A 15,142-nucleotide genomic window follows, 5' to 3' on the forward strand; every position below is an offset into this window, starting at 1 on the left:
GCTATGGCGGCAAAGTTTTGCCATGGCTTGCCATTTTTATGGACCTTGAAGAAATCAGTCAGTTGGGCTTAGACCAAGTCATCCAATTGGCTGAGCATTTTCAAACCACAGGGCGCACCGCAGATGCGATTGCGCTCTATGGTCTATGGAACCAACACAGTGAGTCGAATGATCGACACATTGGTTGGTTCAACCAAGGTGTCATGCAGCTCAATGCGGGCGACATCGAAGGTGCAGAGCAGGCTTACCGTGAAAGTTTGAATTTATTCCCGGGCTTTGCGCAGGCACGCATCAACCTTGGCCTATTGCTTGAGCGCAAGGGTCAACATGACGATGCCATGCTGCAGTGGAGTCAAGTGGCTGCATCGGGCTACTTGCAAGGTTCAGCGAATCTCGACTTGCAAGCTTTGGCGCTCAACCACATTGGGCGTCTGCAAGAGCAACTCAAGCATTACGACCTAGCTGAAAACGCGCTCACGCAAAGCTTGCAGCTCAAAGCCAGACAAGCCGATGCCTTGCAACATTGGGTGCATCTGCGCAGCAAACAATGCAAATGGCCCGCCATGCAAGCGTTGCCCGGCGTGCCGGTGAATTTGATGCTCACGCACACCTCGCCACTGGCCATGTTGGCTTTGCATGACGACCCTGCCTTGCAACTCATGGCAGCACAAGCGTTCGTTCAACGCAAATTTAATTTACCGACCCATCGCCTTTGCGTTCATGCACCTTATGCACATGAACGCATTCGGATTGGCTATTTATCGGGTGACTTATGTACCCATGCGGTTGGTCTGTTGATGGCTGAATTGCTGGAAGCCCATGATCGAGATCGGTTCGAGGTGTACGCCTTTGACTACAGTCCTGAAGATGGCAGCGAATACCGTCAACGGTTGAAGCAGGCGTTTGATCATGTGGTGGATATTCGCGCTTTAGATGACACGCAAGCTGCTGCTGAAATTGCATTCGCAGAAATTGATGTACTGATTGATTTGCACGGCCTGAGTTCTGGCGCACGGCCAGGCATTTTGGCCATGCAGCCAGCACCTTTGCAGGGAACATACCTTGGCTTCATCGGCACCACAACCTTGCCATGGTTGCAGTTTGTGGTGACCGATCGATTCACTTTCCCTGAGTCGCTCATTCCATTTTTCTCGGAAAAACCGCTTTATGTGGAGGGGAGCTTTTTACCTCTTCACCACACCCCCACAGCCGAGTGTCGCGAAACCCGATCAGATTTGGGTTTGCCACAAGACGCCTTTGTGATGGTGTGCTTCAACAATGTCTATAAATTCAATCCACAGATGTTTGCCACATGGATGAACATCTTGAAACGTGTGGACGATGCCGTTCTGTGGCTGCTCGATGACAATCCCAGCGCCACCCGTGAGCTGAAAAAGCACATCGCAGCGCATGGCATTGAACTCGAGCGTGTGGTGTTCACCCAGCGAACCTCACATGTGCAATACCGTACACGCATGCAATTGGCGGATGTCTTTTTAGACACCACACCGTACAACTCAGGCTCCACAGCCAGAGATGTCATTGACAGCGGTTTGCCGATGGTCACCCTGAGTGGACGTACGTGCGTGTCACGCATGGCGGGGAGCTTGTTGCATGCGGCAGGCTTAGATGATTTGATCACCTATAGCCATGCAGATTACGAGAATTTGGTGGTCGATTTGGCGCACGACCGTACGCGCCTAGCGTCTTATCGACAGCAATTGCTCCAAGGCGTGGCAGCGCGACTTGATGCACCTAAAAAGCTGGTCAAAAGCCTAGAGGCTCAGTTGCTGCAAATGGTCAAGACCCTTTAATAAGGGGGAAGCCTTTAGTTTGAGCATCAGCATCCGATACAAGAAAGTCCACTTTCTTGTTTGAGTTGCTGCGTGTCACTTTCGGTTTCCTTCACATCTGGTTTGTCCCCCATGCAAAGCATGGCGTTGGGCAGTGCCACGGCTGTGACGGTCACGCAGGCCATGATGGCCAAAAATGCCTCACCCGTGGTCGTGCAAGACAGCTTGGCCAATGTGCAAGCCAATGTGGCCGGTTTACAAAAGTTGGCAGCGAGTGGCAAGCTCAGTGGCTTCAGCTTGTCTGAAGCCAACCCTGTGGTGAGTTTGAGCGCTTCACAACTCAACAGCAGCGCAGCGTTGCTGACGAAATTCAATACATCGGGCATAGCGGTGGCGGTGCAAGACACGGCAGCCAATCTGACACGTTCGTCAGCCAAGCTTTCGCCTGAAATGCAGGTGCGAGTGCAAGACACCTCGACACGCATGATGGCCAGTTTGAGCGCTTTAGAGTCATTGGCGGCGAGTCAAAAGTTGGATGCCGTGAGTCTGACCGATAGCCCCAGTCGGCTGACATTCAAAGTCAGTCAGTGGACGGGCACGAGCGTTTTGCGCCCGCTGCTCAATGTGGCCGTGGATGTGCTGGATACTGCGGCGAATGTGGCTGGCACCAGCTTGGCGCAGGCTGATCGAGTGACAGTCAAAGACTCGGTCTCGGCAGTGTTGCGCAACTTTGAAGCCTTGCGTAGCAAAGCGGCCAGTGGTGAGCTCGATGCAGTGGTGTTAACTGACAAAAAACCAGCGCTCACCTTAACGGCCGCGCAATACCTTGGCAGCGAAGCATTGCGTGCCAAATTACAAGGCGTGAACTACACCATCAAAGATACGGCGCAAGCCATTGCTGACAACGCTCAGGCTTTGAGTGGGTTAGCGGTGACGGTGGTTGACACTGTGGCTCAAGTGCAAGCCAACATCGACGCTTTACAAAGTTTTGCAGCGGGGGGGAAGTTGACGGGTGTGAAGTTCACAGACAGCAGTCAACCCGTCCTGTCGCTGACAGTGACACAAGCGAAAGGAATTGGTGCGATTGCTGGCGTTGGTATCAAACTGACAGATACAGCCGCCAATATTCAAAACAATTTTGATGCATTGGTGGCCAATAAAAAAATCACGGCCATTCAGTTGACAGATACGGCACGCCCTGTTTTGCAGCTGAGTGAAGCGCAGTACAAAAAGGGTAGCGCCTTGCTCGCCAAGGTGTCAGGTGCTGCGGTTGCGGTTCAATTCAATGGCAATTACAACGATTACAAAATCAAAGCCAACACGGACGGCACGTATTCAGTCGGAAACGCCAAATACAAAGGGGTGAACATCTTTGCATTTCGGGACACCAGTACCTTTGCGGATACTGGGGACGCCAATATCAATGCCATGCTGCTAGGTGGAACGCCTTATTGGTGGCGTGATAGTGCTAACTCGCTCACGACCTCAGATGTGCAAGTCAAGGCCGGTGTCTATGCCTTAGGCGAGGGGAGTAGCCGCCAAACGTTCACCTATAGTTTTTTACAAAAAGCCAACGTGGCAGGGACTGAGGATGGCGTGGGTTTCCAATCCATGAGTGCCACTCAACGTCAGGCTGTCCGTGATGCCTTTACCTATCTCTCGAGCATCATTCCGGTCACGTTTGAGGAGTCCAATCAAGCGGGCCAAGCAGACATCAACTTTGGCACCAACGACCAATCGGCCAGAAGTAGCTCAGGCTATGCGAATGTCCCCAACGGCAGTGGTGACCACGGGGTGTATCTCCTGCTCGACAACGGAGCGGGAAATTTAAACGGTAATATGACGCAGGGGACTTATGGATGGCAAACCCTGATTCATGAAATTGGTCACACACTAGGTCTTAAACATCCCGGCAACTACAACGCCAGCGGCGGTGGTTCACCTGGGCCATTTCTGAGTAAGGCCTTGGATACCCGCTTGTACACCTTGATGTCTTACAACAACCCTGTTGGAAGCATGTTGGTGAGTAGCAAGCGGACAGGCAATGGGTTGGTCAACTACACAGGCACCACGGTCAATCCCAGCACTTACATGATGTTTGATATGGCCGCCCTGCAGTATTTGTACGGTGTAGGCGATGGCGTGGGCGCTGAGAAATACCAAGTCAGTTCGTTCACTGCCGATTGGACGGGAATGCAGACCTTGTGGATGCCAACCGCGGGTGAAATCGACGCCTCTGCAGTGAGCAATGCCAACATCATTGATTTGCGTGCAGGCGCTTTCAGCTCTATCAATGTCATTCCTAAAAGCATCACGGATAGTTTTCCAGCCTCATTGAAAAATACGGCCACCTATATTGGGTTGAACAACGTAGGTTTGGCGTATGGCAGTCAAGTCACACAAGTCAAGGGCGGAAGCAGTGACGATGTGTTCTACACCAGCAACCTGTCGGATGCCACGATAGATGGGGGCGCAGGCGAGAACGACACGGTTTATTTGGCGGGTACGGCTGCCGACTGGGTCATTCGTAACAACAGTTATGTGAATGACAACTTGCATCGCACCGTGCGCTTGACGAACGTGGAAATCGTCAAGTACTACAACGCCGACACGGCATCGATCACGCATTCACGCCTCGATCTCGAGGTTTAACTCCTCTGCAATGACAAACAAAAGTCGATGAATTCGGCTTTTGTTTTTTACAACCCGAGTGCCGCGCGTTGTTCGCTGCTCATGGCTGCAAGCTGTGTGCTGCCAAATGCGGCGGCCTGTTGGGCATTGAACGCTGACAGTTGCGATGTGCTGAAGGCCACCACTTGTGACGTGAGCATATTGGAGAGGTTCTCCACTGGAATGGCGGGTACTTGCCAATTGGCAATGGCCGAGATTTGATCGGTGGTGAGTGCCTGCATCTGACGCGTGCTGAACGCGGCAATTTCGGTGGTCGTGAGGTTAGAGATTTGATCCGAGCTGAAGGCCGGTATTTGACTGTATTGGAAGCCTCGGATTTGACCGGTCGACATGGCTGCCAATTGCTCGGTGGTGATGGCTGCAATCTGCGTCGATGACAAGGCTTTCAAGGAGCCTGTTGCAATGGCCTGCGCTTGAGCGACTGTCATGACGCCGATTTGATCGGCGGTCAGCGCACCAATCTGATGGCTGTTGAGTGTGCCAATGTCGGTGGACTCTAGAGCTTCAAATTGATCTGTGGTCAAGGCTGCAATTTGCTCAGTGCGCAGCGTGCTGACTTGGTCGCTGGTGAGCGACACGATTTGATCTGACGTGAGCGAACGCAAAGCCGTCGTACTGATGGCAGGAATGTCTGCGGAATCGATGGCACTGATTTGCGAGGTTGTTAACGAGGGCAGTTGAGCCGCCGTGAGTGCGCCAATTTGCAAGCTGGACATGGCCGCCATGTTGTCGTTGCTCAAAGCAGACAGCAGGGTGCCTGAGACGCTGGCAATTTGTGCTGTGCTGAAAGCTGCGATCTGTGTTACATCAAAGTTCGCGAATTGGCTGGTGGTCATCGCGTTGAGTGTGGTCGTGCTGAGCACGCTCACCGCAGAGGTACGAATGGCGCTGACCAAGCTGCTTGGCAAGACGCCTAACTGATCGGCACTGAAGGCGCCGATTTGTGTGGCGTTGAGGCCAGCCACATCGGCAGACTCCAAGGCTTGGATTTGCTCGGAACCAAAGGCGCTGAGTTGTGCCGTCGACATGCCCGCAATTTGCTGGCTGGTCATGGCTGCAATTTCGCTGGAGGTCAGGCTGGCAACTTGTTGTGTGCCCAACAAGGCCACCTGTGCCACCGACAGCGATTGAATCTGGGTAGTGCCCATATTGGGCAGTTGATCGGTGGTCAAGCTGGTGAGCTGGGTGGTGGTCAGGTTGCGCAGTTGCGAGGTGGTCAACGCCGCGACTTGGTCGGTCGTCATCCCAGTCAGCTGCGAAGTGGTAATGCTTTGAATCTGATCGCTGGTCAATGCGGCGACTTGAGTGGTCGTCAAACTGGCAAGCTTCGAGTTGGGCAGTGCTGACAACGCAGTGGTGCTCAAGTTTTGGACTTGAGACACAGTCAAGGCGGCCAATTGATCTGAGGTGAATGCATTGGTCTGCGTGGTGCTCAGCGCTCCCAACTGGTCGTTGCTCAGGTGTGAAACTTGTGATGTCGTCAAGGCTGCCAATTGGGCCGTAGCCAGCAAAGGCATTTGCGTTGTCGTCAATGCTGCCATTTGTGTGGTGCTGAACAATGGCATATCGGACACATTGAGCGCTGACAAGTTGCTGCTGTTGAGTGCTCCCACCTGCGTGGTTGTCAATGCCACCAATTGGTCGTTGGTCAAGGCATTGAATTGAGTGGTACTCATTACATTCAATTTGCTGACATCCCACGCCGCCACTTGTGTGGTGGTCAAGGTTTGCAGCTGATCGGTGGTCAGCGCTTGAACTTGTGAGGTGTTCAGGCTGTTGAGCTGGCTCGAAGTGAGCACCGTCAATTGGCTGTCATGCAAGAGTGCGACCTTGGTGGTCGACAGGCTGGCCAGTTGTGTGGTGTTCAACCCCGCCACTTGTGTGCTTGGCAACGTTTGGAACTGGGCTGTGCTCAATGCATTGATCTGCGCTGTGGTCATGGCTGAGACCTGAGTGGTGCTCAGGCTTGCAAGCTGCTCTTCACGCAAAGCGGGTACGTCTTGGGTCTCGATGGCCACTACTTGTGCCGTGGTCAAGGCTTGAGTTTGGTCGGTGCTGAGCGCGGCAATTTGGTCGCTGAGCAAAGCCGACACATTGGCCGAGGTGATGGCCCGTACTTGCGCTGTGCTGAGCGCACCCAATTGTTCGTTGGTGAGTGCTGATGCCAAAGTGGTGCTGAGGCCCTTGACCAAGTCCGTGGTGAGGTTTTCAACCTGCTCGGTCTTGAGTGTGATCAACTGTGTTGTGCTGAGCGCATTGAACTGTGCGGTCGTCAAAGCATTGATTTGCTCACTGGCTAGCCCGCGTAGCTGTGTGGATGCAAATGCACCGACTTGCGCTGAGGTGAGGGCGCGCATTTGTGCCGTGCTGATGGCTGGCAGTTGGTCTGTGGTCAGTGCTTTGACTTGCTGTGTGGTGAGTACTGCCACATCATTGGTTTCGATGGCGGCAATTTGGTCTGTACTCAGCGAAGCGATTTGGTCTGTGAAGAGCGAGCTGATCTGCGTGCCAGTCAAATCGGCAATTTGGCTGGTCTGCAAAGCTGAAATCTGGTTGGTGCTCATGGCCACCAAATCACGTGTCTCAATGGCTTGCAGTTGTGCACTGGTCAGATTTTGAATCTGGTCATTGGTGACGGCGGCCATTTGCTGAGCCGTCAGGGCAATGATGTCACGTGTTTCAAGTGCTGCAAATTGCGTGGTGTCAAACCAAGTCACTTGGTCAGTGCTCAGGCCTTGTACCTGTGTTTCGGTCAGTGCCACGATTTGAGCTGTGGTGAGCGCTCCGACTTGCCCCGAACTCAAAGCGGAGAGCACATCTGCACGAATGGCTTGAACATAACTGGTGCCCAAGGTGCTTAATTGATCATTTGTCAACTCTTGAATTTGGGCTGACGTGAGTGCGCCAAACGCACTACTACTGATGGCTGCAATTTGTGCAGTTGAAATGGTGCTGATGTTTTCAACGGCGATGCTAGCGAACTGGGCACCAGAGAGCACGGCCAGTTGGTTGGTGGTCAGGGCCGCCAACTGATCGCTGGACATGATGTTGATTTGGCGGCTGACCAAGCCGGAAATGTCTGCTGTTTCGATGGCTGCAATTTGAGAGGTGTCCAGTGCTGTGATCTGGGCATTGGTCAAACTGCCGATTTGCGTGCGTTTGAGACCTGCAATTTGCGATGTGGTCATGGCGGCCACTTGGTCAGCACTGAAAGCGGTAATTTGGGTGTTGAGCATGGCGCTCAAGTCATTTGTCTCTAGCGCGGTTACTTGCTCGGTCGATAGCACAGAAATTTGTGCGCCCGAGAGGCTTTGAACTTGTCGACTGTTCAAGGCGGCCACTTGGGATGTGTTGAGTGCACCGATTTGGTCTAGACCCATGACGCCGACTTGGTTATAGGTCAGTGCCGTGATTTGCGTGGTCGTCAAGGCGTTGACTTGGTCCGTCGTCAAGGCGTTGAGCTGACCAGGACTTAGCAGGGCCACATCACGGTTTTCCAATGCAGGCACCTGTTCGGTGGTCAACGATTGAATTTGCGCGGTACTCAATACCTTGATCTGATTGCCGGTGAGTGCGGCGACTTGCGCTGTGGTGAGGTTATTCACTTGCGCAGTCGTCAATGCAGTAATGCCAGTGGCTGTGATGGCCTGGAGCTGTCTGGTGGTCAATGCCGCAACTTGATCAGTGCTCAGGCTACTGATCTGTGCGTTCGTCAGAACACTGATGGCCTTGGGGGTCAGTGCCTGAATTTGATCCGTGGTCAATGCCGCAAGCGTGCTGGTGGTCAAGCGACTCACCTGATAGTGGGTGAGCGCTGGTAATTGTGAGGTGGTCAGGGCTTGAACTTGCGTGTCGTCCCAAGCAGCGATGTCTTGCGTTTCAATGGCTGCAATTTGCTTAGGCGTGAGTGCGGCCACTTGATCAGTTGTCATGGCCGAAAACTGCTGTGTTGTTAGTGCAGTGATTTGATTGGCATTCAATGTCATCAAATCATCTGTTTCCAAAGCCGTGATTTGCTCGGTGGTCAGGCTTGCAATTTGGCCCACCGTGATCGCCTTCACCTGTTGGGTGGTCAACGCCGCGATATTGGTGGTGTTCAATGCAGCGATGTCTTGGTTTTCAAACGCAGCAATCTGAGTCGCCGTTAAAGAGGAAACTTGCTCGCTGGTGAGCGCTGCCGCTTGGTCGGTGGACAATGCAATCAGTTGTTCTCGGGTCAGGCTGCGCACGTCTTGTGAATCAATCGCTGCGACCTGCGTGGTTGAGAGCGCGGCAATTTGAGCCGTACTCAGTGCAGCCAGTTGCAAACCATTCAGCGCGGCCATTTGCGAATCATCCAAACCAGCTAAAGCATCGGTTGTCAACGCGGTGAGCTGAGTCGGTTTTAAATTGGCCACTTGTGTGCCAAGGGCGGTCACTTGACTGTCGCTGAGCGCAGCCATTTGATTGTTGCTGAGGTAAGGCACTTGCTGTGCCGTCAGCGCTGCTATTTGCGTGGTGGTCAGTGCCGCCACATTTTGCGTGGGGATCGCGCCCACTTGCGAGGGCTTGAGCGCAGACACTTGGTCAGCCGTCAGGCCTTGCGCTTGGCTGGTGCTGAATGCAGTCAACTGGCGTGATGTGAGGGCCGTGATTTCGCTAGCAGAAATAGCGGCAATTTGTGTGTTGCTGAGTGCCCCGATCTGTGTTGTTGAAATTTGAGCCAGCTGTGCTGCAGCCAATGCGTTGAGTTGCGAGGTGGTTAACCCAGCCACTGCCGATGAGGTGATGGCGCTGATCAAGCTCGATTTGAGCGTGGCAAAGGTACTGGCGCCTATCGCGCCTACCTGTGAGCTACTGAGCGCACTGACTTGTGCTGCGCTGAGCGCTTGCAATTGATCACTGCTGATGGCCGCAGCTTGTGTGGTGCTCAAAGCTTGAATAGCCGATGTGCTGAGTTTTGTGATTTGGGCCTTGTTTAACGCATTGATTTGCGCTGTCGTCATGGCATGAATTTGTGTCGTGGTGAACGAATCAAATTCACTGCTTCGCACGGCAGCTAAGTCTGCAGTTTCAAGTGCGAAAACTTGTGTGGTGCTCAATGCTGCGAGTTGGGCCCCTGTGAATCCACTCAGCTGCGTGGTGCTCAATGTTTCAATTTGGTCCGTGTCTAATCCTGCCAAATCACGCGTTTCTATGGCGGCAATTTGCTTGGCGGTCAGGCCTTGGATCAAGTCTGTGCCAAGGGCCGAGAGCTGACCGCTGGTCATGGCTTGAATTTGTGCGGGTTTGAGCGCAGAGAGCTGAGCCAATGAGAGCGACTGAATTTGTGCATCACTCATGGCGGCAATGCCATCGGTGCTCAACGCCATCAATTGGAAAGCGCGCATATTGCTGAGTTGCGCTGTGGTCATGCCCGCAATTTGATTGGCACTGAATGCGGCAATTTGCTTGGTCGACAGTGCCACCAAGTCTGCCGTTTCAATGGCTGCGACTTGCGTGCTGCTCAGTGCATTGAGCTGGCTGCTAGAGAAAGCCGCTAATTGGGTGACATTCAATGCCACCATTTGTGCGGTGGTTAAGCCAGCTAAATCACGGGTTTCAATGGCTTTGATTTGTGAAGCCTTCATGCCGGCGATCTGCGCTGTTCCCAGAGCCGCCAACTGGGTATCAATCAAACCAATGATTTGATTGGTGGTCAGTGCTTGAATTTGGCTGGTTGTTAGGTTTTGAAGTACCCCTGTACTGACAGAACCCATACGTTGACTATTAAATGCAGATACTTGTGATGCTCTCAAGCCCGAGAGTTGGGTAGACGTTAGGGCATTGACCTGTGTGGAGGTTAAGGCGCTGATTTGACTGGGGCGCAGGCTATTGAGCTGATCTGCGCTGAGTGCGGCAATTTGTGAGGTGGTCAGCGTCGCTAGGTTGCTGTTATTGAGTCCTTGAATTTGTTTAGCAGTCAGTCCAGCCAGTGCGCTAGTGGTGATGGCGGCTGCCTGTGTTCCTGTGAGTCCACTGATTTGACTTACTGTTAACGCAGCAATTTGCGTTGAGCTGTAGCCAGAAATGTCGGTGGTGGTGCCAAACGCGGGGGCGCTCATTTGCACGCTGGCATAGGCATAGTTGCCTAGCGAGTTGCTGAGAGAAGAATTGATACCGTTTGACATAAAGGAACGAACTTATAAAAGTGTTGTGTTGAGTACTCGACACCTTCATGCAAGATTCACGCCGACTCGGCGAGTATTTGCTGATACTTTTAAAAAACACGATTTGTTCCTAAAAAACGGCAAATCATTGCCGTTTTGCCGCCATTTCCTTGCCGCTTTGCCGCTTTAGTACTTGCCACTTAGGGTAAATATTTCTTTTAGAACCCCTCAAGTTGTCGGAAAACAAGTTGGCACGGTATCTGCTTAACTCGTTGGAAATTTGATTGACCCGTATCGGGCAGGAGAAAAACATGGCAGTTATCAATACCAACGTCAAAGCATTGTTCTCACAGGCAGCCTTGCGCTCGACTGAGAGAAGCCAGTCCGTGGCTATGCAGCAATTGTCGACAGGCAAACGCATCAATTCGGCACGCGATGACGCTGCAGGTATGGCCATCGCCACGCGCATGACGCATCAAATCCGCAGCTTGAATCAAGCGGTGCGCAACGCAGGCGACGCGATCACACTGATTCAAACCGCTGAAGGCGCGACCAATGAGATCACAGACATGATGCAACGCATGCGTGAGTTGGCGATTCAAGCGGTCAACGACACCAATGACAACGCACAACGTTCTTATCTTGATTTGGAGTTTCAACAACTCAAACAAGAAATCGTGCACATCTCTGAAAGTACGGAGTGGAACGGCTTCCCTGTGCTCAACGGTACAGCGGGTGAGCGTGTGGGCGAAATGCCTGTCTATAAAACGACAGCGACCAGCGAATTCTCGACCAAGTATGTCAACCCAACCACTGAACGGAAAATTTCTGGCACAGGCGTCGGTGAAACACAACGCATTGTGTTCTCAGGCACCGGTGCTGGTTTGAATGTGACAGGCTCAGACAAGTCGATTTCGATCGATGGCGTGACTGTTCCTGTGACAAAAACCGATTTGGGTGAAGCTTTGGTGGAAATTCGTGATGCGTTGAAGCAAAGCGATCGTTTCTCGAAGTCTTCCGGCCGCGATGTCTCGATTGACGCAGCCAACAACACATTGGTCATCAAATACACCAGCTCAGACAAAGATGTCTCAGAGGTGGATGTGACGATGTCTGCTGCGCTCGGCAGCACATTGTCTGCCACTGTCGCAGCACAAACAGCGCCTGATCAGGCGGTGGTGGCTGCCAGCGAGGAATTCATGGACGGCCAAGGTGAGTTTTTGCGCAGCGGTGCATTGACCATTGATTGGACGCCCAATAACTTGGATGCCACGCAAAACAAACTGACCGCCACCTTCTTGACCAGCGATGGCAAAACCATCCAAATGACGGGTGAGTTGGGTGATCCAGACGGCTCAACCGTCACGTTTACCAAAAACCAAGGCCTCAACGGTCAGGTGATCTCCAATGACATGGTGTATACCTTCCGTGACAGCGAAGGCAACGCGGTTGACATCACTGATCGTCCGCTATCGATGGAAGTCAATGTGGCTGGCGGTATCCCCGCTCTCAAAGCTGGCGACTTGCTGATCAATGGCATTGATGTCGGTCCCTCATTTGCGGAAGACGATGCGCTATCGCCCCCTAACAACGCTGCAGGCAGTGCGATTGCCAAAGCCGCTGCGATCAACCGTAAAGCAGTGAGCACCACACAGTCTGTGGGTGAGTCACAAACATTGACATTCATGGGTACGCCCAAAACTGGCACCATCACCGTCGGTGGTGTGTCGGTTCAATTGAATGAATCTGTGCACACGACACCAGTTCAAGCCGCGGCTGCCATTGCTGCTGCATTGCGCGCCAGCCCTTTGTATGACGCAGGGACAGGCCGCACCGTGACTTACAACGCAGGCAGTGGCACCATCGGTATCAATTACTCTGTCAACGAAGGTGATGTGGCTGACACCCCAGTCAACGCAGGCACCACAGGTTTGGTCGCTACCGTGGACACCACCGTCGAACACCAAACCACCGTACAAGGCACAGGCGTGTTTGCTAAGGTCAACGAGAACATCGTGACCGGTCGCGCTATGTCGTCCACCAATGTGGTCAAAGGTGTTGTGTTCATCAACGGCTACGCCAGCGCTGACATCACCACCGTGCTTAACAATCCGCGTGAAACACGTGCGAACGTGGTACGTGCGATCAACTTGATCAGCGATAAAACAGGTGTCAAAGCGATTGACACAGGGTTTGATAACCAGGGCGTGACTTTGGTAGCCGCCGATGGCCGCAACATTGAAGTTCGCTTTGAAACCGATTTCAACGCCAATTTGTTTGGCGAAAGCATTGGTATGCGTCAAGGTGTTCAAGCAGGTACCTATTCGCTTGAATCTAAGATTGAAGCACCTGTGATTTTGACTTCTTCCGCCATTGGTGACATTGGTCGATCAGGTCTGATTGCTGGCAACTTCACCAAAAACCAATCGGTCTTCAACACCAGTGAGCGCGCTCCCGTGGTGGCCACACAAGCACAAGTGGAAAGTGTCAAATTCTCTACAGGCGGCGGCGCAGCTGTGGCCGATGAGTTGTTCAGCCTCACCATCAACGGTGTGGAGTTCACGCACAAAGCGGTGGGCGGTGAAACACCTGCACAAATTCGCAATTCTTTGATTTCCAAAATCAAAGACGTGGGTGTCACAGCGACAGCGGGCAATTCCACCGATGAGTTGTTGTTGACCGCAGATGTGCCTGGTATTGCTTATTCATTGAAAGTGTCAAGCACCAGCGCAGCAGGTGCTGTCACCAATGACAATGTTTACGGTGTCACCAAGGCCAACATCCCTGCAGATGTCAAACCCTTGGGTTTGAACGACCTCGTGATCAACGGCGTGAAAATTCGCGCCACCACCACAGCGGATGACAAGTTCTCCAACACGGTTCCTACCAGCAGCGATAAAACTGCGAGCGCCATTGCGATTGCAGCTGCGATTAACTCGCAATCTGCAGAAACTGGTGTGCGTGCTTATGCCAACCCAGTCGTTAGCAAAGGTGCCGTCACCACGGTATTGCCACAGCCTCTCAAAGGTCCGCAATCCTTGTTCGTCAACGGTACAGAAGTGACCGTCGAACTCGATCCCATGGATACCGCTTTGCAGCGTCGCACCAAAGTGGTGGAAGCGATCAACCAACGTGTGGGTCAGCACGGTGTCACCGCGTCTGACAACGGCTATGGCGTGAGCTTGGCCAGCGATGGTCGAAACATGTCTGTCTGGTTTGACTCCAGCGTGGACAGTTTGAGCGCCGCGAGTTTTGGTCTGGAAAAAGGTGGTTCAGTGGCGCAAGTGTCACAAATCTCCTTCAGCGGCAGCGGTGCAGACTTGGGCGATCAGTTGAGCATCAAGCTCAATGGCAAAACCATCACAACAGCAGGTGGCGCAACAACGTTGGCTGAAGTCGCTGAGCAAATGAAAACAGCCATTGGCAATTCTGGCTTGAAGAACATTGGTGTTTCACTGGTGGGCAATGCGTTGCAACTCACATCTAAAGTGCCAGGCACCGGTTTCACCTTGACAGGTGCTTCGGTGACGCCCGCTGACTCTAATTTGAGCATGAAGCTGGAAACCCTGACACCCAACGGTACGGGTGACAACGATGTCACAGGTATCTTGTTTGCCACGGAAAAGTCCACGACAGCTACAACGCTCTATGGCACGGTGCGCATGGTGTCAGATCCGGCCTTGTTGCCAAACTTGCCATCGCCTGTGGGTGCACCACCGTCAGACAAAATGGCTTTGCTCAAAGCATCTGGCAAACCCTTCACCATCTCTGTGGGTGATGACGGCTTTGGTAAGAACAGCAACTTCGCAGCCATGGGCTTTGAAGTGGGCACATTCGGCGGCCAATCAAGCGCGGCCATGGATCCTCCACGTGTTGGTCGTTTGGCCTTCCAAGTGGGTGCTACTGCCAACCAAATGATCACCATCGATTTGGCTGACTTTGGTAAGAACGGCTCCATCACGAGCCAGATTACCGGTGACGTCGATTTGAACGTTGAGCAACGCACAGCGCGCATCAACACCCGCGAAGGTGCCACTGCCGTGTTGACCATGTTGGATGACTCCATGGACAAGATCAACGCCACCCGTGCCACCATGGGTGCGATCATGAACCGCTTGGATCATGTGATCAACAACTTGACCAATGTGTCGATGAACTTGTCTGCCTCTCGCAGCCAGATCGAAGACGCGGACTACGCCAAAGCGTCGACCGACTTGGCCAAGACGCAAATCATGCAGCAAGCCGCGACGGCCGTGCTGGCGCAAGCCAACACCAGCCAACAGTCGGTGCTCAAACTCTTGGGTGGTTAATCACCACCTTTGAGTTAATGCATGAAAGCTGAGCAAGGCGCTGTGCCATCATCCTCTCAACCTCCAAAAGGCCCCAATTGTTGGGAGTGCCGCTATATGGCGGTGACTTGGGATGTGCGCATGCCTTATGGCTGCAAACTCATGGGGTTTCGTTCGAAAGTCGTTCCTTCCTTGGAGGTGCTGCGCACGGACGGGCGTTTTTGTGGCGGTTTTTCGCCTA

4 protein-coding genes are annotated in these 15,142 nt (G+C 52.9%); 3 read left to right on the forward strand and 1 reads right to left on the reverse strand.

All coding sequences use genetic code 11. The features are described 5' to 3' along the window. The first annotated feature begins 38 nt into the window (after positions 1–38). Together QMG27_RS02565 and QMG27_RS02570 are read left to right on the forward strand one after the other, a co-directional pair. Complete coding sequence (locus QMG27_RS02565; RefSeq protein WP_281812862.1) at positions 39–1,814, forward strand: tetratricopeptide repeat protein; 1,776 nt, start codon at positions 39–41, stop codon at positions 1,812–1,814. Positions 1,815–1,886: 72 nt separating this feature from the next. Next, positions 1,887–4,445, forward strand: coding sequence for a M12 family metallo-peptidase (locus QMG27_RS02570; RefSeq protein ID WP_281812864.1), 2,559 nt, complete (start codon positions 1,887–1,889; stop codon positions 4,443–4,445). 47 nt (positions 4,446–4,492) lie between these two features. On the opposite strand, the gene QMG27_RS02575 is transcribed toward QMG27_RS02570, so the two are convergent. Then, positions 4,493–10,633: a hypothetical protein gene (locus QMG27_RS02575; RefSeq protein ID WP_281812866.1), complete on the reverse strand. Its 6,141-nt coding sequence runs from the start codon at positions 10,631–10,633 to the stop codon at positions 4,493–4,495. Positions 10,634–10,923: 290 nt separating this feature from the next. On the opposite strand from QMG27_RS02575, the gene QMG27_RS02580 reads away from it, so the two are divergent. Next, complete coding sequence (locus tag QMG27_RS02580; protein ID WP_281812868.1) at positions 10,924–14,922, forward strand: flagellin; 3,999 nt, start codon at positions 10,924–10,926, stop codon at positions 14,920–14,922. Positions 14,923–15,142 lie beyond the last annotated feature (220 nt).

The organism is Limnohabitans sp. MORI2 (assembly GCF_027925025.1).
Taxonomy (GTDB): domain Bacteria; phylum Pseudomonadota; class Gammaproteobacteria; order Burkholderiales; family Burkholderiaceae_C; genus Limnohabitans.